The organism is Variovorax sp. (genome assembly GCF_035634955.1).
GTDB lineage: Bacteria > Pseudomonadota > Gammaproteobacteria > Burkholderiales > Burkholderiaceae_C > Variovorax.
On sequence record NZ_DASQBZ010000026.1, the window covers coordinates 127,200 to 148,281 of the forward strand.

At 70.5% G+C, this 21,082-nt stretch carries 22 protein-coding genes; 19 read left to right on the forward strand and 3 right to left on the reverse strand.

The genetic code is table 11. The features are described from left to right. Window positions 1–26: 26 nt before the first annotated feature. Window positions 27–1,394 (reverse strand): AmpG family muropeptide MFS transporter, encoded by a 1,368-nt coding sequence (locus tag VES41_RS17845; RefSeq protein ID WP_324819796.1) that lies wholly within the window; start codon window positions 1,392–1,394, stop codon window positions 27–29. 38 nt (window positions 1,395–1,432) lie between these two features. On the opposite strand from VES41_RS17845, the gene VES41_RS17850 reads away from it, so the two are divergent. Continuing rightward, window positions 1,433–2,278, forward strand: coding sequence for a M48 family metallopeptidase (locus VES41_RS17850; RefSeq protein WP_414719171.1), 846 nt, complete (start codon window positions 1,433–1,435; stop codon window positions 2,276–2,278). A gap of 18 nt (window positions 2,279–2,296) precedes the next feature. Here the strand turns inward: VES41_RS17850 and VES41_RS17855 are convergent, their stop codons facing one another. Further along, on the reverse strand, window positions 2,297–3,349 hold the full coding sequence (locus VES41_RS17855) for a purine nucleoside permease (protein ID WP_324819798.1): 1,053 nt from the start codon (window positions 3,347–3,349) through the stop codon (window positions 2,297–2,299). Window positions 3,350–3,410: 61 nt separating this feature from the next. Next, on the reverse strand, window positions 3,411–4,130 hold the full coding sequence (locus VES41_RS17860; RefSeq protein ID WP_324819800.1) for an SDR family oxidoreductase: 720 nt from the start codon (window positions 4,128–4,130) through the stop codon (window positions 3,411–3,413). Window positions 4,131–4,359: 229 nt separating this feature from the next. Here VES41_RS17860 and VES41_RS17865 point away from each other — a divergent pair, with 229 nt between their 5' ends. The 18 genes from VES41_RS17865 to VES41_RS17950 all read left to right on the forward strand — a co-directional run bounded on the left by VES41_RS17865 (window position 4,360) and on the right by VES41_RS17950 (window position 21,027). Beyond that, the gene (locus VES41_RS17865) at window positions 4,360–4,545 is read left to right on the forward strand and encodes a CsbD family protein (RefSeq protein WP_324819802.1); all 186 of its coding nucleotides are present in this window, start codon (window positions 4,360–4,362) and stop codon (window positions 4,543–4,545) included. A 43-nt stretch (window positions 4,546–4,588) separates the two neighbouring features. Further along, the gene (locus VES41_RS17870) at window positions 4,589–4,990 is read left to right on the forward strand and encodes a hypothetical protein (protein ID WP_324819804.1); all 402 of its coding nucleotides are present in this window, start codon (window positions 4,589–4,591) and stop codon (window positions 4,988–4,990) included. 159 nt (window positions 4,991–5,149) lie between these two features. After that, a complete protein-coding gene (gene atzF, locus VES41_RS17875; RefSeq protein ID WP_324819806.1) occupies window positions 5,150–6,865 on the forward strand; it encodes an allophanate hydrolase in 1,716 nt (571 codons plus the stop codon). Between the two features lie 50 nt (window positions 6,866–6,915). Beyond that, a complete protein-coding gene (locus VES41_RS17880; protein ID WP_324819808.1) occupies window positions 6,916–7,932 on the forward strand; it encodes an ABC transporter substrate-binding protein in 1,017 nt (338 codons plus the stop codon). A gap of 7 nt (window positions 7,933–7,939) precedes the next feature. Continuing rightward, complete coding sequence (locus VES41_RS17885; protein ID WP_324819810.1) at window positions 7,940–8,767, forward strand: ABC transporter permease; 828 nt, start codon at window positions 7,940–7,942, stop codon at window positions 8,765–8,767. After that, window positions 8,764–9,594 carry an ABC transporter ATP-binding protein gene (locus VES41_RS17890; protein WP_324819812.1) on the forward strand — a complete coding sequence of 277 codons (831 nt, stop codon included), beginning with the start codon at window positions 8,764–8,766 and terminating at the stop codon, window positions 9,592–9,594. The genes VES41_RS17885 and VES41_RS17890 overlap by 4 nt, the downstream gene beginning before the upstream one ends. Before the next feature lie 5 nt (window positions 9,595–9,599). After that, complete coding sequence (locus VES41_RS17895; protein ID WP_324819909.1) at window positions 9,600–9,806, forward strand: AtzG-like protein; 207 nt, start codon at window positions 9,600–9,602, stop codon at window positions 9,804–9,806. A 5-nt stretch (window positions 9,807–9,811) separates the two neighbouring features. Then, complete coding sequence (locus VES41_RS17900) at window positions 9,812–11,263, forward strand: AtzE family amidohydrolase (protein ID WP_324819911.1); 1,452 nt, start codon at window positions 9,812–9,814, stop codon at window positions 11,261–11,263. Window positions 11,264–11,288: 25 nt separating this feature from the next. Further along, window positions 11,289–11,678, forward strand: a complete 390-nt coding sequence (gene hpxZ, locus VES41_RS17905) for an oxalurate catabolism protein HpxZ (RefSeq protein WP_324819814.1) — start codon at window positions 11,289–11,291, stop codon at window positions 11,676–11,678. Between the two features lie 146 nt (window positions 11,679–11,824). Then, window positions 11,825–12,940, forward strand: a complete 1,116-nt coding sequence (locus VES41_RS17910; protein ID WP_324819817.1) for a BMP family ABC transporter substrate-binding protein — start codon at window positions 11,825–11,827, stop codon at window positions 12,938–12,940. A 34-nt stretch (window positions 12,941–12,974) separates the two neighbouring features. Further along, window positions 12,975–14,045 (forward strand): ABC transporter permease, encoded by a 1,071-nt coding sequence (locus VES41_RS17915; protein ID WP_324819819.1) that lies wholly within the window; start codon window positions 12,975–12,977, stop codon window positions 14,043–14,045. Further along, a complete protein-coding gene (locus tag VES41_RS17920) occupies window positions 14,042–14,962 on the forward strand; it encodes an ABC transporter permease (RefSeq protein WP_324819821.1) in 921 nt (306 codons plus the stop codon). The genes VES41_RS17915 and VES41_RS17920 overlap by 4 nt, the downstream gene beginning before the upstream one ends. 23 nt (window positions 14,963–14,985) lie before the next feature. Further along, window positions 14,986–15,708 (forward strand): isochorismatase family cysteine hydrolase, encoded by a 723-nt coding sequence (locus tag VES41_RS17925; protein ID WP_324819913.1) that lies wholly within the window; start codon window positions 14,986–14,988, stop codon window positions 15,706–15,708. Beyond that, window positions 15,705–17,363: an ABC transporter ATP-binding protein gene (locus tag VES41_RS17930; protein WP_324819823.1), complete on the forward strand. Its 1,659-nt coding sequence runs from the start codon at window positions 15,705–15,707 to the stop codon at window positions 17,361–17,363. Before VES41_RS17925 ends, VES41_RS17930 begins: the two co-directional genes overlap by 4 nt. 38 nt (window positions 17,364–17,401) lie before the next feature. Beyond that, window positions 17,402–18,124 carry an isochorismatase family cysteine hydrolase gene (locus VES41_RS17935; RefSeq protein WP_324819825.1) on the forward strand — a complete coding sequence of 241 codons (723 nt, stop codon included), beginning with the start codon at window positions 17,402–17,404 and terminating at the stop codon, window positions 18,122–18,124. 10 nt (window positions 18,125–18,134) lie between these two features. Then, the gene (locus tag VES41_RS17940; RefSeq protein WP_324819827.1) at window positions 18,135–18,887 is read left to right on the forward strand and encodes a GntR family transcriptional regulator; all 753 of its coding nucleotides are present in this window, start codon (window positions 18,135–18,137) and stop codon (window positions 18,885–18,887) included. Between the two features lie 9 nt (window positions 18,888–18,896). Then, window positions 18,897–20,072 (forward strand): amylo-alpha-1,6-glucosidase, encoded by a 1,176-nt coding sequence (locus tag VES41_RS17945; protein ID WP_324819829.1) that lies wholly within the window; start codon window positions 18,897–18,899, stop codon window positions 20,070–20,072. 73 nt (window positions 20,073–20,145) lie between these two features. Continuing rightward, the gene (locus VES41_RS17950; protein ID WP_414719177.1) at window positions 20,146–21,027 is read left to right on the forward strand and encodes an RNA polymerase sigma-70 factor; all 882 of its coding nucleotides are present in this window, start codon (window positions 20,146–20,148) and stop codon (window positions 21,025–21,027) included. Window positions 21,028–21,082 lie beyond the last annotated feature (55 nt).

Below are 21,082 nucleotides of genomic sequence, written 5' to 3' on the forward strand. Positions count from 1 at the left end.
ACGGCATGGCCTGAGCCGCGCGGCGGCTACGGCGCGGTCCGCGTGGCGCGCATCGCAAGCGCCACCAGCAGCAGCACCGGCAGGCCCAGCGCCGCCGTGGCGATGAAGAACGCGGCGTAGCCGTGGGCATCGACGAACACGCCCGAGTAGCCGGCGATGAACTTGGGCAGCAGCAGCATCATCGAGCTGAACAGCGCGTACTGCGTGGCCGAGTAGTTGATGTTGGTCAGGCTCGACAGGTAGCCGATGAAGGCGGCCGAGGCAATGCCGCCGGCCAGGTTGTCGGCCGACACCACCGCGACGAGCGCGCGCAGGTCGTGGCCGTGGCCGGCCAGCCAGGCGAACAGCAGGTTGCTGACGGCGCTGAGCACGGCGCCTAGCATGAGGATGCGCATGACGCCCAGGCGGGCCGACAGCACCCCTCCGACGAAGGCGCCCACCAGCGTCATGATCACGCCGAAGATCTTGCTGACGGACGCCACCTCGTCCTTGGAAAAGCCCATGTCGACGTAGAACGGGTTGGCCATGATGCCCATGACCACGTCGCTGATGCGGTAGACGGCGATCAGCGCCAGGATCAGCGCCGCCTGCCACCGGTAGCGGCGGATGAAATCGGCGAAGGGCTCGACCAGCACGTCGCGCAGCCAGGCCGCGGCATTGCGCGGGGCCGGCAGCGTACGGCGCTGCGGCTCCGGCGAGAGCAGCACCGTGACCACGCCCACCAGCATCGACGCGGCCATCGCGATGTAGGCCGTGCGCCAGGCGCCGTTCTGGTAGAGGCCCGCTGCGTCCGCGACCTCGGCGCGCGCGGCGATCCACAGCACCCCCGCGCCGGCCCAGATCATGGCCGCGCGGTAGCCGGTCTGGTAGGCGGCCGCCAGCGCCGCCTGCTTGTCGCTGGCGGCCGATTCGATGCGGTAGGCATCCAGCGCGATGTCCTGCGTGGCCGAGCCGAAGGCGACCAGAAGCGCGAACAGCACCAGCGGCTCGAGGTGCGCCCGCGGGTCGGTCCAGGCCATGCCGATCAGCCCGGCGATGACCACGCCCTGGGCCAGCAGCAGCCAACCGCGGCGCCGCCCCAGGAGCGTGGTCAGCGGCGGCAGTGGCAGCCGGTCCACCAGCGGCGCCCACATCCATTTGAATGCGTAGGCCAGGCCGACCCAGCTCAGGTAGCCGATGGTGGCGCGGTCGATGCCGGCCTCGCGCAGGCGAAAGCTCAGCGTGCCCAGCACCAGCAGCAGCGGCAGCCCCGCGGCAAAGCCGAGCGCCAGCATGCGCAAGGTGGCGGGTTCGCGGTAGACGGCGACGGCGTCCCGCCACGAGCGGGCGGGCGCAGCGGATGGATCGGGGGAGACGGAAGAAATGGGCGAAGCGTCGGTTGGGTGTGGGGGCATGCCGGCGGGGCGATGGCGAGTGTTCTTATTATTCCCCCATGAACTACAAGTGCCAGTGCTGGAGGGGGCTTCCGGGTTCCAGGCGGGATTTCCTGCGCGCGGGCGGCGGCGGCATGGCCGCGCTGGCCGCAGGCGGCGCATGGGCCCAGGTCGAGGTCGGCGATGCGTCGGCGGCCCGCAACCTGGTGCCGGTGCAGGAACTCGAGGAAGCCGGCGCGCAGCAGTACGCGCAACTGCTGGCGCAAGCCAAGGCCAAGAAGGCGCTCGCCGGGCCGGACAACCCGCAGCTCAAGCGGCTGCGCGCCATTGCCGCACGCATCATTCCGTTTGCGCCCCGGTGGAACGCGCGCGCCGCCCAATGGAAATGGGAGGTCAACCTCATCGGCAGCAAGCAGGTCAACGCGTTCTGCATGCCGGGCGGCAAGATCGCCTTCTTCACCGGCATCCTCGACCAGCTCAAGCTCACCGACGACGAGGTTGCCATGGTCATGGGCCACGAGGTGGCGCACGCGCTGCGCGAGCATGCGCGCGCCCAGCTGGCCAAGCGCACCGGCACCGGCCTGGCGCTGTCGATCGGTGCGCAGCTGCTGGGCCTCGGCCAGCTTGGCGACCTGGCCGCGCGTGGCGCCACACAACTGTTGTCGCTGCAGTTCAGCCGCACCGACGAGAGCGACGCCGACCTGGTCGGGCTGGAGCTGGCGGCGCGCGCAGGCTACGACCCGCAGGCCTCGATGACACTGTGGCAGAAGATGGCAAAGGTGTCGGGCGACAGCGGCAGCCTCAATTTCCTGTCCACCCATCCGAGCGGGCCCGACCGCATCGCCAAGCTGCAGGCCAATGTGCCGCGCGTGCAGGGCTTGTACGAGGCGGCGCGGCGCAAGTAGGGCGCCGCGCGCCCTTCGCTATTTCAGCGGCGGCACGCCCGCCTGCCACGTGCCCCAGTTGGCCACGATGTAGTCCACCACGCGGCTGCCCACCAGCTCGATGTTCTGCACCGTCTCGGCGAACCCGCCGGCCGTCTGGCCGGGCGCCGGGTCGAGGTGCTCCAGCGTGGTCTCCTTCGGGTTGCCCTGGTCGAAGTTGACCGCGCCGCGCAGGCTCATCACCCGGTCGGTCCCGTGGCTGCGCTTGATCACCAGCGTGATGGCGGCCGCTTCCATCTCGGTGATGACGTAGTCGTCCGCGCCGTACAACCTGGCGATGTACTGGGCCTGCCTCGACATGCCGGGGCCATGGAAAAAGGTGTCTCCCGTCATGTGGGTGCCGGTGCCTACGAAGGGCGCGCGGCGCGCGGCGGCGTCCGGGTAGCGCATGCGGTAGGTGCGCGCCGATTCGGAATCCTTCAGCGGCGTGTCGGCGCTGAGCTTCATGGCCCAGCCCACCAGTGCCGGGTTGATCTGGAAGCGGCGGTATTCCTCGTAGCCCTTGCGCGGCATGAACGTGGGCGCGCCCGGCTTGCCTTCCTCAGGCGCCCAGCGGTGGCCGAGGTCGTAGTCCACCAGCCAGGTGGCCCAGTTGACCTCGCCGATGGTGCCGCGCGAAGGTGGCGTGCCGGCCACGCCCGACAGCACGTAGTACGCCTTCGAGAAATCGAAGCGCGGGTTCTGCAGGATGGCCTGCATCGAGGCCGACGAATTGACCTTGCCCATGCCCAGCACGGCGCCGCATACGCCATCGGCATTGCAGTACACCGGCCCGAGCGCGCCGGGCACCTGGATCGGCGCCGCGCCCTTCCAGTAGCGCTCGTACCAGTGCTGGAACTCCCCGGCGCGATCGCCGGTGTTCTGGCCGATCTCGAACATCGCCGCGACGAAGACCTTCACCTGGACCGGCGCGGGCGCTGCGGCGACGGAGGTGGCCGCCGACGGCATCGGCGACGTGGCGGCGCAGCCGGCCAGGGCGGCCGCGGCGGACAGCGCCAGCAGGCGGCGCAGGAGTGCAAGGGTGGAGATCATGGAAGTTGCTCGCTCAAAAAAAGGAAGGCCGGGGTTGGCGCGCGGCACGGCAGGCCCGCGGCTACACGCCGTGCGTGATGCCGCCGTCGACCCGCAGGTTCTGGCCGGTGATGTAGCCCGCATCGTCGGACAGCAGGAAGGCGGCGGTCTTGGCGATCTCGCCCACGCTGCCGGCGCGTCCCATCGGTACGGCGCGCACCGTCTCCGGCTTGTGGTCCAGGCTGTCCACGAAGCCGGGCAGCAGCGCATTCATGCGGATGTTGTCGGCCGCGTAGCGGTCGGCGTAGAGCTTGGTGAAAGCACCCACCGCCGCGCGATAGGTGCACGAGATCGGGAACTTCAGCGACGGCTCGAAGGCGGCGAAGGTGCTGATGTTCACGAACGCGCCCTTGCCCTGGGCCAGCATGGCGGGCGTGACCAGGCGCGCCATGCGCAGCACCGGCAGCATCACCATCTGATCGCCGGCGAGCCAGGCGTCGTCGTCCAGTTCCAGCAGGTCGCCCTTGGGCGGATGGCCGGTGTGGTTGACCACTGCGTCCACGCGGCCGAAAGCGTCCAGCGTGCCGTCGACCAGCGCCTGCAGGTCCTCCAGCCTGGCGACCGATCCGTCGAGTCCGAAGCCGCCCAGCTCCTCGGCCAGCGCCCGGGCGCTGCCGGACGGCGACATGAGGCCGAGGCGGTAGCCGCGTGCATGCAGTTCGCGGGCGATGGCCGCGCCCATGCCGCGGCCGGCGGCGGTGACGATGGCCACGGGGCCGAGAGGGTCGGTGTTGGTGTTCATGGGGTCTTCTCCGTTCGGGAGCGCCGATTAGAGCCCAGGTGCCACCCGCCTGCGCACGGCGGGGGCATGCGGTTGCCGACGCCGCGGGTGGGCAAAGAACTACATGCGCTCGGGCCAATCGCCGGCCCCGGGCGCGGCTGGGCCGCAGCAAGCTTGCAGCACTGCCGAAAGGGCAGGGCCAGGGCAGCCGGTCGGCATGTCGGGCTTCACTTATCGCGAAGGAGCGGACATGAACAAGGATCAAGTCAAAGGCACCATGGACAAGGCCAAGGGCCATGTGAAGGAGGCCGCCGGCAAGGCGGTCGGCAACGAGCGGCTGCAGGCCGAGGGCAACGCGGACAAGGCCAGCGGTGCCGTTCAGAAGAAGGTGGGCGACGTCAAGGAAGCCGCCAAGACCCTGACCAGCAAGCCCTGATCCGGGCCCTCATCCGATCCACCCATTCGAAAGGAAAAAAACCATGAAAAAGCATCTGATCGTTCTCGCCATTGCCTCCACCTGCTTCGCCATGTCGAGCGCCAGCGCCATGACAAAGGACGAATACAACGCGGCCAAGCAGAAGGTCGAGGCGGACTACAAGGCAGACAAGGCGCAGTGCGACACCATGAAGGACAACGCCAAGGATGTCTGCATGAAGGAAGCCAAGGGCAAGGAGAACGTGGCCAAGGCCGAGTTGGAGGCGCAATACAAGCCGTCGGCTGCACACACGCGCAAGGTCGCCGAAGAGAAGGCAGACATGACCTATGACGTGGCCAAGGAAAAGTGCGACGACCAGCAGGGCGACGCCAAGAAGGCCTGCGTGACCCAGGCCAAGGCCGACCATGACAAGGCCAAGGCCGACATCAAGGCCATGAAGAGCTGAACCACCGGTGCTGGCGTGCACGCCAGCACCGCCGGCGGCGCCGCCAGGTGACCGCCACCGCGAATGACAGGGCCTCCGCGCCAGCGGGTGGCCCTGTTGTCGTTTGGGCCTGGCACGTCCTTTGCATTGCATCTTGTACACAAGACAGGATGCTTGACGATGGTGCATGGGGCGACGTTGACGACAGCGCAGGCGGGAACGGCCCGGCCCGAGGCGGCGTGGATTGCCCGATTGGATGTGCCGTTGATCGGCGCGGCGGGCGGCCCGCTCGCGGGCTTGCGCTTCGCCGTCAAGGACAACATCGACGTCGCCGGTGTCCCGACCACCGCCGGCTGCCCGGCGTTCGCGCGGACGCCGGCAGTCCACGCCCACGTGGTGCAGCGCCTGCTCGAAGCCGGTGCACAGGTGCTCGGCAAGACCAACCTCGATCAGTTCGCCTGCGGCCTCAACGGCACCCGTTCGCCCTACGGCGCGGTGCCCAATGCCTTCGACGCCCGCTACGTCAGTGGCGGCTCGAGTTCCGGGTCGGCGTACGTCGTCGCCACCGGGCAGGCCGATTTCTCGCTCGGCACCGACACCGCCGGTTCCGGCCGCGTGCCGGCGGGGCTGAACAACATCGTCGGCCTCAAGCCGTCCAAGGGGCTGGTCAGCGCGCGCGGCGTGGTGCCGGCGGCCCAGAGCGTCGATTGCGTTTCCATCTTCGCGCGCACGGTCGACACCGCGGTGCGGGTGCTGCAGGCTGCCGCGGGCTTCGATCCGCAGGACCCGTACTCGCGCGCGCTGGACCTTCGGACCGATGCCTTCGTGCCGGGCTTTCGCTTCGGCGTGCCGGACGTGCTGGAATTCTGCGGCGACGCCCTGGCGCAAGCCGCGTTCGACGAGGCGATCGCGCGCATGGAAGCGCTGGGCGGTGTGCGCGTGCCGGTCGACTACGCGCCGCTGGCCCAGGCCGCCGCGCTCCTGTACGAGAGCGCGCTGGTGGCCGAGCGCTACGCCGCGGTGCGGGATTTCTTCGACACCAATGAAGACGAGGTGATCGAGCCGGTGCGCGGCATCCTGGCCGCCGGACGCGGCTACGACGCGGCCGACTACGCACTGGCGCAAACGCAACTGCGCGCACTGGCGCAACTGGCCGCGCCGATGTGGGACGCGATCGACCTGCTGCTGCTGCCGACCGCGCCGACGCACTACACGGTGCAGGCGATGTGCGCCGACCCGATCGCACTGAACCGCAACCTGGGCGCCTACACCAACTTCGTCAACCTGCTGGACTACGCCGCGCTGTCGGTGCCCAGCAGCCTGCGGCCCGACGGCCTGCCATTCGGCATCACGCTGGTCGGCCCGTGCGCCAGCGATCTTCGGCTCGCCGAACTGGGCCAGCGCTATCACCACGCGACGGGCCTGCCTCAGGGCGCCACCGGCGAGCCGCTGCCGCCGCCCATGCCGCTCGCGGGCGCGGGCGCGCGGGTTGCCGGCGGCGCCGTGCGCGTGGCCGTGGTCGGCGCGCACCTGTCGGGCATGCCGCTCAATGGCCAGCTCACCGAGCGCGGCGCACGCCTGGTCGAGACGACCCGCACCGCCTCCGCCTACCGACTGTTCGCGCTGCCCGGCACCGTGCCGCCCAAGCCCGGTCTGGTCCGGGTGGCACCGGCCGAGGGCGCCGCCATCGAGGTCGAGGTCTGGGAAATGCCCGCGGCCCACTACGGCAGCTTCGTCGCACTGGTTGGCGCCCCGCTTTGTATCGGCACCTTGCAGCTCGAGGGCGGCGCGGCCGTCCAGGGTTTCGTGTGCGAAGCGCTGGCCACGGAAGGCGCCACCGACATCACCCACCTGGGCGGCTGGCGCCGCTACGTGCAGCAGCGGCAGGCGTCCTGACGCCCGCCTGCCGCCCCCTTCCTTTTTCACCGTCCCGCAGGAGCCGACCCATGAAAACCGACACGCACAACCCGACCGCCCATGCCGGCAGCAAATCCCGGCGTCGCCAGCTGCTGCAGGCCGGCGCGGCCGGCCTGGCCACGCTGGCACTGCCTTCGCTGGTGCGCGCGCAGGCGGCCAAGGTTCGCGTGGGCTATTGGCCGATCGCGGCCGGCCTGCCGTTCTACGCCGCGGTGGAACAGGGCTACTTCAAGGCCGCCGGCATCGACGTCGAAGTGCAGCGCTACGCCGGCGCCCAGCAGATCATGGAAGCCATGCTGGCCGAACGCTGCGACGGCAGCGCCAACGGCACCGGCTCGGCCAACATCGCCATCGGCGAGATCGCGGCGCCGGGCACCTTCAAGATCTTCTGCTCCAACCCGAGCAACGAGAAGAACGTCCTCGACGAAGTGCTGGTGCCGACCGCCAGCACCGCCAGGACCATGGCCGACCTCAAGGGCAAGCGCGTGGCGTCCGGCCCCGGCATCCAGAACGTGACCCTGGCCAAGACGGTGCTCGAGCGCGGCGGCGCCACCGGCGCCACGGTGGTCGAGCTGCCGATCGGCCAGCACGTGGCCGCGCTCGCCGCCGGCCAGGTCGACGGCTGCTACACGCTCGAGCCCACCGGCACCATCGGCCGCCTCAACGGCAGCACCCGGGTGCTCGAGTCGGGCGTCATCGCCAGGTACGTCCTGGGCGACCCGCTGGCGCCGTGGTTCGGTGGCTCCGCCTCGCTGACGTCCGCCTTCATCAAGAAGAACCCGGAGGTGGCGAAGAAGTTCATCAATGCCTATGGGCAGGGCGTGCAGTACGTGCGCACCAGGCCGGACGAAGCGCGCCAGTACCTCAAGGGCTACACCGCCATCGAGGGCAAGCTCACCAGCGAGGTGCCGCTGGCCGCCTACACCATGTACAACGAGTTCACGCCGGCGGACGTCGCGCACTTCCAGAAGTTCTTCGACCTGTTCGCCGAGAAGGGCATCTTCTCGTCGCGGCTCATGGTCGACTCGATGCTCTACAAAGGCTGAGGCAGCCATGGCCGACCCTGCACCGACCGCTGCCGCGCCCTGGGCGCCGCCGGCCGCCGCCGCATCGGCGCCGCCGCGCGCCTCGCATTGGCACAAGGCGCTGCCCTTCATCGGCCCCGTCGTGCTGTTCATCGTCTGGGACCTGGCGGTGCGCCTTGGTTTCATCAAGGCGATCCTGCTGCCGGCGCCGGCCGACACCATCGCCACGCTGCTCACCGGCCTGGCCGGCGGCTCGCTGCTCGGCGACTTCGCGGTCACGGTGTGGCGCACGCTGCAGGCCTTCGTCGTGGCGGCCGTGGTCGGCGTTCCGCTGGGCGTGCTGCTCGGCAGCAACGAGAAGGCCTACCGCAGCGTGGAGTTCCTGATCGACTTCTTCCGCTCGACGCCGTCCTCGGCGCTGATCCCGCTGTTCCTCATGATCTTCGGCGTGAGCGACGTCAACAAGGTCGCCATCGCCGCCTTCGGCGCGTTGCTGATCGTGGTGTTCAACAGCGCCTACGGCGTGATGAACGCGCGCCGCCAGCGGGTGATGGCGGCCAAGGTGATGGGCGCCACGCGCTGGCAGATATTCCGCGACGTGCTGGTCTGGGAAAGCCTGCAGCCGACCTTCGTCGGGCTGCGCTCGGCCGTGTCGATGGCGCTGGTGATCGTGATCGTGGCCGAGATGTTCATCGGCTCGGATTCCGGCCTGGGCCACCGCATCATCAACTCGCAGCAGGTCATGAACGTGCGCGACATGTATGCGTCGATCCTGGCGGCCGGCGCGCTGGGCTATGCGCTCAACATCCTGTTCCTGGTGGCCGAGCGCCGCATCGTGCATTGGAGCGGCCGATGAGAACCACCGACAACGTCATCAATGGCCCGGTGTATGCCGACGTGCCGAAGCCGGCGTTCGTGCCCGGACCGGCCGGCACCCACATCACCATCCGCGGGCTGACCAAGTATTTCGCCGGCTGGCCGCTGTACGAGAACTTCGACCTGGACATACCCAAGCACAGGATCGTGTCGGTGTTCGGCCCGAACGGCTGCGGCAAGTCGACGCTGATCAACATGATCGCCGGGCTGGTGCCGATCGACGCGGGCGAGATCCTGTTCGACGGCAAGTCGCTCAAGGACACCAAGATCGGCTACGTCTTCCAGAACTACCGCGAAGCGATGTTCCCTTGGATGCGCACCATCGACAACATCGCCTACCCGCTCAAGCTGGAAGGGCGGAGCAAGGCGCAGGTGGACCGGCGCATGGCCGAGCTGGTGGCTTCGTTCGACGTCAAGTTCGACCTGAACCGCTACCCGTACGAGCTGTCCGGTGGCCAGCAGCAGACGGCCTCGATCATGCGCGCGCTGGCGCCCGAGCCGGAGGTGCTGTTCCTGGACGAGCCGTTCTCCGCGCTGGATTTCGAGATGACGCTGTTCATCCGCGAGAAGCTGCAGGAGGTCTTCATGGCCACCGGCACCACCATGCTGCTGGTGTCCCATGACCTGGAGGAAGCGGTGTACCTGGCCGACCAGGTGCTGCTGCTGACCAAGCGCCCGACACGCGTGGCCGAGATCCTGCCGTACGGCGACGCCCGGCCGCGCACCGTGGACACGCTCAGCGAAGACAGCTTCGTGCGCACCAAGAAGCGCAGCCTGGAGATATTCCAGCGCGAGGTCCGCCGGTGAGCGACATGACGCCCGAACAGATCGAATCCTTCGTGGACGCGAGCGCCCGCGCGCTCGACCTGCAGCTGCAGCCGGCGCATCGCGCCGGCGTGCTGCGCTACTTTGCACTGGCCGCCGACATGGCTGCGCTGCTGGATGCGGTGCCGCTGGCGCCGCACGTCGAGCCGGCGGTGCAGTTCGTGCCGGTCGCGCCGCAGGAGTCCAAGTCGTGAGCGCGGTGCGCACCCCCGAGGATGCCGGCGCCGCGGCGGATCTGCTGCTGCGCGATGCCGCCGCGATGGCCGACGCCGTGCGTGCCGGCGGCACCAGCGCCACGGCGTTGGCGCTGGCCGCCCTCGCGCGGATCGAGGCCACCGACGGCCGGGTCAACGCCTTCACCGCGCGGGTCGCCGAACGCGCCCTCGAACGGGCTGCGCGCCTGGACGCGCAGCTGGCCGGGCCGGAGGGTGCGCACGCACGCGCGCTGCCGTTGCTGGGCGTGCCCTTCGCCGTGAAGAACCTGTTCGATGTGGCCGGCCTGCCGACGCTGGCGGGCTCGAAGATCGAGCGCGACAGCCCGCCGGCGCAAGCGGACGCGTTGCTGGTGCAGCGCCTCGAGGCGGCCGGCGCGGTGCTGGTCGGCGCGCTCAACATGGACGAATACGCCTATGGCTTCACCACCGAGAACAGCCACGAAGGCCCGGTGCGCAACCCGCACGACCTGACCCGAATTGCCGGCGGCTCGTCCGGCGGCTCCGGCGCGGCGGTGGCTGCCGGGCAGGTGCCGCTGACGCTCGGATCGGACACCAATGGCTCGATCCGCGTGCCCGCTTCGCTGTGCGGCGTGTTCGGCCTCAAGCCCACCTTCGGCCGCCTGCCGCGCACCGGCACCTATCCCTTCGTCTCCAGCCTGGACCACCTGGGGCCGTTGGCCCGCTCGGCGCGCGACCTGGCGCTGGCCTACGACGCGATGCAGGGTCCGGAGACCGGTGCCGGGCGCGACCCCGGCTGCGCCCAGCGGGCTGCCGAACCGGTGATGCCGCGCCTGGGCGCGGGCACGCAGGGCCTGCGCATCGGGGTACTCGACGGCTACTTCCGCAACCGCGCCCTGCCGCAGGCCCTGGCGGCGCTGGACAAGGCGGCAGGCGCTCTGGCGGTGGGCGAACGGGTGGAACTGCCGATGGTGCAGGCGGGCCGGGCGGCGGCCTTTCTCATCACCAATGCCGAAGGCGCGGCGCTGCACCTGGAGGACCTGCGCCGCCGACCGCAGGACTTCGAGCCGCTGTCGCGCGACCGCTTCCTGGCGGGCGCGCTGCTGCCGGCCGCCTGGATCACGCGCGCCCAGCGCGTGCGGCGCGTCTATGCAGAGGCGGTGGCACGCGTCTTCGAGCGTTTCGACATCCTGCTGGCGCCGGCAACGCCCTGCGCCGCCACGCCGATCGGTGCCGAGTGGTTCGAGGTGGGCGGCCAGCGCCTGCAGGTGCGCCCCAACATGGGCGTGTTGACGCAGCCGCTGTCGTGCATCGGCCTGCCGGTATGCGCGGTGCCGGTGTGGACCGCCGACGGCGGCGGGCTGCCGGTCGGCGTGCAGGTGATCGGCGCGCCCTGGCGCGAAGACCTGGTGCTGCGCGTCGCCGCCGAACTCGAGGCCGCCGGCGTGGCGCGCGCGCCGGTGGCGCCCCTGGCCTGAACGCAACACAGAACATCCATCGACCATGATCGACGACAGACACGACATCAACATTCCCGAGATCCTGGCGGAAGTCGCAGCCGCGTTCGCGCGCTACGAGGACGCGCTGGTGAACAACCGCGTCGAGGTGCTGGACGAACTGTTCTGGAACAGCCCGCACACGCTGCGCTACGGCGCCGGCGAGAACCTCTACGGCTACGACGAGATCCAGGCCTTTCGCGCGGGCCGCCCGTCGCAGGGCCTGGCGCGCGACGTGTTGCGCACCGTCATCACCACCTACGGGCGGGATTTCGCCACCGCCAACATCGAATTCCAGCGCGTCGGCAGCAGCCGGCCCGGCCGCCAGAGCCAGACCTGGGTGCGCACCGCGCAAGGTTGGCGCGTGGTGGCCGCGCACGTGAGCCTGATGGGCTGAGGAAGGTGCCCTCGGCGCACCGCTTCGATGCATGACGGTGCCCGCAGGCCCATCCAGGAGCGGAAAAGCGCCGGCATGCTTTATGCATCCAATCTTGTATCCAAGTTGCCGACCGTCTTCCTTTCATCTTTCGCGAGGAGCGCACCATGCAGCAGTTCAAGGTCAACCGTCGTGATTCGCTGAAGTCGCTGGCCGCCCTTGGCGCGGCCGGTACGCTCGGCGGTTGGAGCGCCGTGGCGCGGGCGCAGAAGCCGATCACGGTCGGCGTGATCTATGTCGGCCCGCGTGACGACTACGGCTACAACCAGGCGCACGCGGCCGCGGCCGCCGAGCTCAGGAAGATGCCCGGCGTGAAGCTGGTCGAGGAAGAGAACGTGCCGGAGACGGCCGCGGTGCAGAAGACCATGACCGGGATGATCGTGCAGGACGGCGCGTCGCTGCTGTTCCCGACCTCGTTCGGCTATTTCGACCCGCACATCCTGGCATTGGCGCCCAAGTACCCGGACGTACGCTTCGCCCACTGCGGCGGGCTGTGGTCGGAAGGCAAGCCGAAGAACGCAGGCAGCTTCTTCGGCTACATCGACGAGTGCCAGTACCTCAACGGCGTCATCGCCGGGCACATGAGCCAGAGCAAGAAGATCGGCTTCGTCGCGGCCAAGCCGATTCCCCAGGTGCTGCGCAACATCAACGCCTTCACCCTGGGCGCGCGCTCGGTCGACCCGTCCATCAGCTGCGCGGCCATGTTCACCGGCGACTGGTCGATGCCCGTGAAGGAGGCCGAGGCCACGAACAGCCTGGCCGACCAGGGCGTGGACGTCTTCACCATGCACGTCGACGGCCCGAAGGTGGTGGTCGAGACGGCGGCCAGGCGCGGCAAGATGGTGTGCGGCTACCACGCCAGCCAGGCGAAGCTGGCGCCCGATGCCTACCTGACCGGCGCCGAATGGAACTGGATCACCGCCTACAAGACGATCCTCGAAGCCGCGCGCACCGGTCAGCCTCACCCCAACTTCCTGCGCGGCGGCCTCAAGGAAGGCTTCGTGAAGATGTCGGCCTACGGCCCCAAGGTGCCGGAGGCCGCGCGCAAGCAGGCCGATGACATCAAGGCCCGGATGATCGCGGGCAGCTTCGACATCTTCAAGGGGCCGCTCAAGGACAACAAGGGCGCCGAGGTGATCGCCGCAGGCAAGACCTACCAGCAGACCGACCTGCAGCTCGAGAAGATGAACTACCTGGTCGAAGGCGTGGCCGGCGCGCTCTGACGCACGCCGCGGCTGTCAACCCAAGGCCGGCGCGATGCGCAACGCCCTCGACGACATCCTCCTGCCGGTGCTGGCGATTGCCGTGGCGCTGCTGCTGTTCGGCGCGCTGGTGGCCCTGGCCGGCGTCAGTCCAGTGGAGGTCTGGGCGCTGCTGTTCCGCGGCGCCTTCGGCGACTGGTTCTCCTGGCAGAACACGCTGCAGCGGGCCGCCCCGCTCATGCTCACGGCGCTGTGCGTGGCCATTCCGGCGCGGGCCGGCCTGGTCATCATCGGCGGCGAAGGCGCACTGGTGCTCGGCGGCCTGGGCTGCGCCGCCGTCGCGCAACTGCCAGGGCTGCCGCACAACGCCGCCGGCACGGCGTTGGCCTGCCTCGCCGGGGCGCTGGCGGGCGGGGCCTGGATCGCCCTGGCCGGCTGGCTGCGCCAGCATCGCGGCATCAACGAGACCATCAGCAGCCTGCTGCTGGCCTACGTCGCGGTGGGCATCTTCAAGCATCTGGTGGAAGGGCCGCTGCGCGACCCGGCCAGCCTGAACAAGCCGTCCACGCATTCGCTGGACGAAGGCCTGCTGATCGGCGGCATCGCGGGGTCGGACGTGCACTGGGGCCTGGTGGTGGGCGTGCTCGCCTGCATCGCCCTCGGCTTCTGGCTGCGCCGCACGGCGTCGGGCTTCTCGGTGCGGGTGGTGGGCGGCAATCCGCGCGCGGCGGCGCTGGTGGGGCTGCCCGCCACGCGGCTGATCGTGCTGGCGTGCGCGCTGGGCGGCGCCTGCGCCGGCCTCGCGGGCGCGATCGAGGTGGCGGCGGTGCACACCAATGCCAACGCCTCGCTCATCGCCGGGTACGGCTATGCCGGCATCCTGGTCGCGTTCATCGCCCGCCAGAACCCAGCGGCCATCATTCCGGTGGCCATCCTGTTCGGCGGATTCGGCGCCGCCGGCTCCATGCTGCAGCGCCGCCTGGGCCTGCCCGACGCCTCGGTGCTGGTGCTGCAGGGCATCGCCTTCGTGCTGATCCTGGCGAGCGAGGCGCTGCGCGGAATGGACTGGAAGACATTCGGCGCGCGCTGGCTGCGCCTGCGCATTCCGCAGAGGGCCCCGACATGAGCGCCGACCAGTGGATCGCGTTGTTCGCGGGCATCGTCGGCGGGGCGTTGCGCGTGGGCGCGCCCTTCCTGTTCGTCAGCCTGGGCGAGTGCCTGACCGAGAAATCCGGCCGCATCAACCTCGGGCTGGAGGGCGTGCTGGTGCTGTCGGCAATGGCGTCGTTCGGCGGCGCCTACCTCACCGGTTCAGCCTGGCTGGGCGTGCTCATCGGCGCCGGCGCGGGCGCGGCGCTGGCCCTGCTGCACGGGTTGCTGTGTTCGCTCGATGGCGTCAACGATGTCGCCACCGGCATCGCGCTGATGCTGCTGGGCACCGGCCTGGCCTTCTATCTGGGCAAACCCCTGATCCAGCCGCAGGCGCCGCAGATCCCGCCGATCCCGCTGGGCGAATGGAGCAGCAGCGCCGCGGTGCGTGCCGCGCTGCAGGTCAATGCGCTGGTGCCGATCGGCGTCGCGCTGGCGGCGCTGATGTGGTGGGGCTTCGCCCGCACCCGCGCCGGGCTGCTGGTGCGCCTGGCCGGTGATTCGGCAAGTGCGACGCGCGCGCTCGGCTACTCGGTGCCTGGCATCCGCATTGCCGCGACCACCGCCGGCGGCTTCATTGCCGGCCTGGGCGGAGCCTCGCTGACGCTGTTCTATCCCGGCAGCTGGAACGAGGGCATCTCCAGCGGCCAGGGCCTGATTGCCGTGGCGCTGGTGATCTTCGCGCGCTGGAGCCCGCTGCGTTGCGTCGGTGCCGCGCTGCTGTTCGGTGGCGCCGGCGCGCTCGGTCCGGCGCTGCAGTCGGTCGGCATCGGTTGGGGCTACCACCTGTTCAACACCGTGCCGTACGTGCTGACGCTGGTCATCCTGTATGCCAGCTGCAAGCCGGGCACGGCCGCCGCGGGCAGCCCGGGCGAGCTGTCGTCGACACGGTGAACACGCCCGAAGGAGAGGCCGACATGACGCTGCACGTGGATGCCAACCCCTATCCCTGGCCCTACAACGGCGACCTGCGACCGGCCAACACGGCGCTCGTCGTAATCGACATGCAGACGGACTTCTGCGGGCCCGGCGGCTACGTCGACAAGATGGGCTACGACATCGGGCTGACGCGGGCGCCGATCGCGCCGCTGCGGCGCGTGATGTCGGCCATGCGCGCGGCCGGCCATCACGTGATGCACACGCGCGAAGGGCACCGGCCCGACCTGTCGGACCTGCCGGCGAACAAGCGCTGGCGCTCGCGGCAGATCGGCACCGGCGGCATCGGCATCGGCGACGTCGGGCCGTGCGGACGCATCCTGGTGCGCGGCGAGCCGGGCTGGGAGATCATCCCGGAACTCGCGCCATTGCCGGGCGAGGTGGTGATCGACAAACCGGGCAAGGGGTCGTTCTGCGCCACCGACCTGGAACTCATCCTGCGCACGCGCGGCATCGACAACCTGGTGCTGGCCGGCATCACGACCGACGTGTGCGTGCACACCACGATGCGCGAAGCCAACGACCGCGGTTTCGAGTGCCTGGTGCTGTCGGACTGCACCGCGGCCACCGACCCAGCCAATCACCTGGCGGCGCTGAAGATGATCACGATGCAGGGCGGCGTGTTCGGCGCCCATGCGCACTCGCAGGCGCTGCTCGCCGCACTGGGTGCGTCGGCGCCTTCGCTGGCGGAGGCGGCGGCATGATCGCGCCGCTCGAGCCGCAGCCGCGCGCGACCGGCGCGCTGGCGCTCGACACCTACCAGCTGACCAAGCGCTTCGGCAGCTTCACTGCGATGGATGCGGTGACCATGCGGGTGGAGCCCGGCACCGTCCATGCCCTGCTGGGCGAGAACGGCGCCGGCAAGAGCACGCTGGTCAAGTGCGTGGCCGGCTTCCAGGTGGCCGAGGAGGGCAGCATCCTCATCGACGGGCGCGAGCAGGCCATCGCCAACCCGATCGTCGCCCGGACGCTGGGCATCGGCATGGTCTACCAGCACTTCACGCTGGCGCCGGGCATGACGGTCGCCGAGAACCTGCTCCTGGCCGGCGGCCGCACGCCGGCGGTCATCGATTGGAAGGAAAAGCGCGCCGAGCTGCGGCGGTTCCTGTCGACCACGCCGTTCACGCTGGACCTGGACGCCCGCCCGGCCGAACTGGCCGCGGGCGAGAAGCAGAAGCTGGAGCTGCTCAAGCAGCTGTACCTGAAGCCGCGCCTGCTGATACTGGACGAGCCCACCTCGGTGCTCACGCCGCAGGAAGCGGACGAAGTGCTCAGCCACGTACGCGAGTTCGCCCGCAGCGGCCTGTGCACGGTGCTGATCATCACGCACAAGTTCCGCGAGGTGATGCAGTACGCCGACGACGTGACGGTCCTGCGGCGGGGCAGGGCGGTGCACCATTGCAGTGTGGCCGCCACCCGGCCGGCGCAGCTGGCCGCGGCCATGATGGGCGAGGCCGCCGGCACCGCCGGCGTGGCCGACCAGCTTCGCGACCGGCCCGCCTCGCGCGCGCCGGGCAGCGGGGTCGCGCCTGACGCCCCGGTGGCGCTCGAGGTGCAAGGCCTGAGCGCGGCAGGCGACCGCGGAACGCTCGCCGTGCGCGCGTTGTCGCTGCAGGTGCGGGCCGGCGAGATCCTCGGCGTGGCCGGCGTCTCCGGCAACGGCCAGCGCGAACTGGTGGAGGCGCTGGTCGGCCAGCGCCCGCGCCTGGCCGGGCAGGTCCGCGTCGACGGCCATCCCTACGCGGCCAGGCGCGAGCAGAACCGCCGTCTGAAGGTGCGCAGCCTGCCCGAGGAGCCGTTGCGCAATGCCTGCGTCGGCGACCTCAGCGTGGCCGAGAACATGGCGCTGCGCGATTTCGACCAGCCCCCGCTGGCCCGCGGCGGCCTGCTGCGCTTTGCGGCCTGGCGCGCACGGGCGCGCGAGTGGATCGCCGGCTACGGCGTCAAGACGCAGGGCGAGAACGCGCCCATCCGCAGCCTGTCCGGCGGCAACGTCCAGCGCGCCGTGCTCGCGCGCGAGCTGGCCGGCGACATCGCCGTGCTGATCGCGGCCAACCCGGTGTTCGGCCTCGACTTCGCGGCGGTTGCCGAGATTCACGCGCGCATCGTTGGCGTGCGCAACCGCGGCGGTGCCGTGCTGCTGGTCAGCGAGGACCTGGACGAACTGCTGGAGCTGGCCGACCGCATCGTGGTCATGAGCGAAGGCCGCATCGTCTACGAGACGCAGGCGGACGGCGCGCAGCGCCACGTACTGGGCGCCCACATGGGCGGCGGCGACCACCACGGCGCAGCCGCCCCTGCGCCGCCTGCCGTGCCGGCCCAGGCCGCCGACCCATCGCCGCTGCGCGAGGCGGCCTGAACGGCAACGCAAGACGCCATCCACCAACGAGAGCCGCCATGACGACGAGCCCCCGCCTGCTGCGAATCGACGCCGAACCCTTTGCCTTCGCGTGCGAAGCCGAACGCACCGCGCTGGTGCTGATCGACATGCAACGCGACTTCATCGAGCCGGGCGGCTTCGGCGAGACGCTGGGCAACGACGTCAGCCTGCTGGCGAAGATCGTGCCGGCCTGCCAGGCGCTGCTGGCCGCCTGGCGCGAGGCCGGCGGCCTGGTGGTGCACACGCGCGAAGCGCACCGGCCGGACCTGGCCGATTGCCCGCCCGCCAAGCGCAACCGCGGCAACCCCCGCCTGCGCATCGGCGACGCCGGACCGATGGGGCGCATCCTGGTCGCCGGCGAGCCGGGCAGCCAGATCATCGACGCGCTGGCGCCGGTGGACGGCGAGATCGTGCTCGACAAACCCGGCAAGGGCGCCTTCTATGCGACCGGGCTGCAGGCCCGGTTGCAGGAACGCGGCATCCGCTGGCTGCTGTTCGCCGGGGTCACCACCGAGGTCTGCGTGCAGACGAGCATGCGCGAGGCCAACGACCGCGGCTACGACTGCCTCCTGCTGGAGGACTGCACCGAAAGCTACTTCCCGCAGTTCAAGGCGGCCACGCTGGAGATGGTGCGCGCGCAGGGCGGCATCGTCGGCTGGACGGCGCCCAGCACGGCACTGCTGGCTGCGCTTGGCGCGGCCGGGCCCGCCACCTTGCCGGCGGCAGCGCGCGCGGCCTAAGATCACCCAGGTGACCGCTGCCCGCACCGCCGTCCGCCCCGTCAGGCCCGCCCGAGCCGCTGCCCCCGCGGCCGACACCGTCGCGGTCTTTCGCACGCGTGCGGACGAGGTGCATGCGCAGCTCAAGCGCGACATCGCCGGGTTTCGCCTCGTGCCGGGCGACCGCTTCACCGAGAACGAGATCAGCGAACGCCTGGGCGTGTCGCGCACGCCCGTGCGCCAGGCCCTCTTTCGCCTGCAGCAGGAGGGTTTCGTCGAGGTGCTGTTTCGCAGCGGCTGGCGCGTGCTGCCCTTCGACTTCGACCAGTTCGAGCAGCTCTACGACGTTCGCATGGTGCTGGAGACCACGGCCGTGCACCGGCTGTGCGAGACGGACCAGCGGGTGGACCGCAGCCTGCTCGAGCAACTGGCCGCGATCTGGCTGGTGCCGCCGGCGCAGCGCAGCGCCGACGCCGAGCAGGTGGCGCAATGGGACGAGCGGTTCCACTGCGACCTGGTGGCCGCCGCCGGCAACGCCGAGATGGCGCGCATCCACCGCGACGTGACCGAGCGCATCCGCATCATCCGCCGGCTGGACTTCACCCTGCAGCGGCGCATCGACGCCACCTACGACGAGCACGCCAAGATCCTCAAGGCGGTGCGCGCCAACCGCGGCGACCAGGCTGCGATGCTGCTGCGCGCCCACATCGAGACCAGCCAGTCGGAGGTGCGCAAGATCACGCTGCACCAGGTGCACATGGCCCGGCATGCCGGCGCGCCGTAGCATGGGCGCATGCAACCGGACTCCGACGACCTTGACCTGATCCGCGCCTGCAGCCGCGCCTCGCTCGACCTGCTGCAGCGCAACCTGACGCCGCACGGCATCCTGGCGGCCACTCCCAGCGCGGCATCGGTCGCGCGGCGCTACACCCGCATCTTCGGCCGCGACGCGGCCATCTGCGTGATGGCGATGTGCGGCAGCGGCGTGCCCGCGCTCGAGCAGGGTGCGGTTGCCAGCCTGGAGTCGCTGGCGGCGCAGCAGGCGGCGAACGGGCAGATCCCGAAGTACGTCGACCCGCAAGGGCAGGACGCCGATTTCTGGTACCTCGGCTGCATCGACGCGACGTTGTGGTGGCTCATCGCGGTCGACCACGCGCGCGGCCAGGGCGCGGTCGGTGCCGACCGCTGGCGGGACGAAGCCGGGCGCGCCATCGGCTGGCTGCTGGCGCAGGAGCACCAGCATTTCCGGCTGCTGCAGCAGAACGAGGCGAGCGACTGGGCCGACATCATGCCGCGCTCGGGCTACGTGCTCTACACCAACGCGCTGTGGTTCGAGGTCAAGCGCCGCTTCGGCCTGGCGCACGCGGACGCGACCGCCCACCACTTCAACCATCTGTTCAACCCGTTCCAGCGCGACCTGCCGCAATACCACCGCGCGCGGCTGTTGCGCCACTATGCGCGGCGCGGCCGGCGCGATCCGGGCATGTACCTGAGCTTCGTCAACCTGTCGGTGGTGGGCGACGAAGGCGACGTCTTCGGCAACCTGCTGGCGATCCTGTGCGGGCTGGCCGATTCGGCCATGGCGCGCCGCATCGTGCGCACCATCCATGCGGCCCGGGCGTCCGAGCCCTATCCGTTGCGGGTGGTGCTGCACCCCCTGGCGCGCCAGCATCCGCTGTGGCGTCCGTACATGGGACGCCACCAGCAGAACCTGGTGCACCAGTACCACAACGGCGGCATCTGGCCCTTCGTGGGCGGCTACTGGGTATTGGCGCTCGCGCGCCTGGGCCTGGTGCCCCAGGCCTGGTCCGAGCTGGCGGCGCTGGCCCGGGCGAACCAGGCGGACGACTGGCGCTTCACGGAGTGGTTCCACGGCCGCTCGCTGGCCGCCGGCGGCATGGCCGGACAGAGCTGGAATGCCGCCACGTTCCTGCTGGCCGAGCGGGCCCTGCGCGACGGCCCGGCCTGAACGCGGCGCCCGGATGCCCGGCCGGGCGCGCGGGCGATGTCACAAAATGGCTGCTCCGAACGTCCTGGCTGTCATGGAAGATCTCGACAAGACATTCGTCCGCCTCCGCCCGCGCCTGCAGGGCATCGCCTATCGCATGCTCGGCACGGTCGCCGAGGCCGAGGAGGTGGTGCAGGACGCCTGGCTGCGCTGGCACGAGCGATCCGGCGAGGCCGGGCCCGACAGCACCGAGGGCTGGCTGGTGACGGTGACCACCCGCCTGGCGATCGACCGGCTGCGCGCCGCGCGCGTGCAGCGGGCCCACTACGCCGGGATGTGGCTGCCCGAGCCGGTGCTGGGCGACGCGCCCGACAACCCGGAGCAGATGCTCGAGCGGGCCGACCAGATCTCGGTGGCGTTCCTGCTGCTGCTCGAACGGCTCTCGCCCGAGGCGCGCGCCGCCTACCTGCTCAAGGAAGTGTTCGACGCCGACTATTCCGAGGTCGCGCAGGCGGTGGGCAAGTCCGAGGCGGCATGCCGCCAGCTGGTGCACCGGGCCCGCGCGCAGCTGCACGACGAACGCCCGCGCCAGACGGTCTCGCCGGCGGCCCACGAGCGTCTGCTGCAAGGTTTCGCCCGTGCCGTCACGCACGGCGACATGGCCGCCATGCGCGCCATGCTGGCCGAGGGCGCCGAGCTGATCGGCGACGGCGGCGGGCGGGTGCCGACCTTTCCCAAGCCGCTGCAGGGCGGCGAGCGCATCGCCCGCCTGTACCTGGCCAGTCATCGCCGCCACGGCGACGGGCAGCGCCTGGCCGTGGCGCGCATCAACGGCCAGTGGGGCATGTTGCGCTTCATCGACGGTGTGCTGGAGTCCGCGCAGACCTACGAGATCGACGACGGGCGCATCGTCCGCATCCACGTGCAGCGCAATCCGGACAAGCTCGCGCGCGTCGCCGCGGCCTGGGCGCACTGAGCCTTCCCGGCTTTTCCTGTGCGGCGATGTCACAAGCGACGCGTGCCGAACGTCT

Bases quoted from the DNA above. Each gene is read 5' to 3' on its own strand.
- VES41_RS17845 (WP_324819796.1), bottom strand. From the start codon at position 1,394: ATGCCCCCACACCCAACCGACGCTTCGCCCATTTCTTCCGTCTCCCCC.
- VES41_RS17850 (WP_414719171.1), top strand. From the start codon at position 1,433: ATGAACTACAAGTGCCAGTGCTGGAGGGGGCTTCCGGGTTCCAGGCGG.
- VES41_RS17855 (WP_324819798.1), bottom strand. From the start codon at position 3,349: ATGATCTCCACCCTTGCACTCCTGCGCCGCCTGCTGGCGCTGTCCGCC.
- VES41_RS17860 (WP_324819800.1), bottom strand. From the start codon at position 4,130: ATGAACACCAACACCGACCCTCTCGGCCCCGTGGCCATCGTCACCGCC.
- VES41_RS17865 (WP_324819802.1), top strand. From the start codon at position 4,360: ATGAACAAGGATCAAGTCAAAGGCACCATGGACAAGGCCAAGGGCCAT.
- VES41_RS17870 (WP_324819804.1), top strand. From the start codon at position 4,589: ATGAAAAAGCATCTGATCGTTCTCGCCATTGCCTCCACCTGCTTCGCC.
- atzF (WP_324819806.1), top strand. From the start codon at position 5,150: ATGGTGCATGGGGCGACGTTGACGACAGCGCAGGCGGGAACGGCCCGG.
- VES41_RS17880 (WP_324819808.1), top strand. From the start codon at position 6,916: ATGAAAACCGACACGCACAACCCGACCGCCCATGCCGGCAGCAAATCC.
- VES41_RS17885 (WP_324819810.1), top strand. From the start codon at position 7,940: ATGGCCGACCCTGCACCGACCGCTGCCGCGCCCTGGGCGCCGCCGGCC.
- VES41_RS17890 (WP_324819812.1), top strand. From the start codon at position 8,764: ATGAGAACCACCGACAACGTCATCAATGGCCCGGTGTATGCCGACGTG.
- VES41_RS17895 (WP_324819909.1), top strand. From the start codon at position 9,600: ATGACGCCCGAACAGATCGAATCCTTCGTGGACGCGAGCGCCCGCGCG.
- hpxZ (WP_324819814.1), top strand. From the start codon at position 11,289: ATGATCGACGACAGACACGACATCAACATTCCCGAGATCCTGGCGGAA.
- VES41_RS17910 (WP_324819817.1), top strand. From the start codon at position 11,825: ATGCAGCAGTTCAAGGTCAACCGTCGTGATTCGCTGAAGTCGCTGGCC.
- VES41_RS17915 (WP_324819819.1), top strand. From the start codon at position 12,975: ATGCGCAACGCCCTCGACGACATCCTCCTGCCGGTGCTGGCGATTGCC.
- VES41_RS17920 (WP_324819821.1), top strand. From the start codon at position 14,042: ATGAGCGCCGACCAGTGGATCGCGTTGTTCGCGGGCATCGTCGGCGGG.
- VES41_RS17925 (WP_324819913.1), top strand. From the start codon at position 14,986: ATGACGCTGCACGTGGATGCCAACCCCTATCCCTGGCCCTACAACGGC.
- VES41_RS17930 (WP_324819823.1), top strand. From the start codon at position 15,705: ATGATCGCGCCGCTCGAGCCGCAGCCGCGCGCGACCGGCGCGCTGGCG.
- VES41_RS17935 (WP_324819825.1), top strand. From the start codon at position 17,402: ATGACGACGAGCCCCCGCCTGCTGCGAATCGACGCCGAACCCTTTGCC.
- VES41_RS17945 (WP_324819829.1), top strand. From the start codon at position 18,897: ATGCAACCGGACTCCGACGACCTTGACCTGATCCGCGCCTGCAGCCGC.
- VES41_RS17950 (WP_414719177.1), top strand. From the start codon at position 20,146: ATGGAAGATCTCGACAAGACATTCGTCCGCCTCCGCCCGCGCCTGCAG.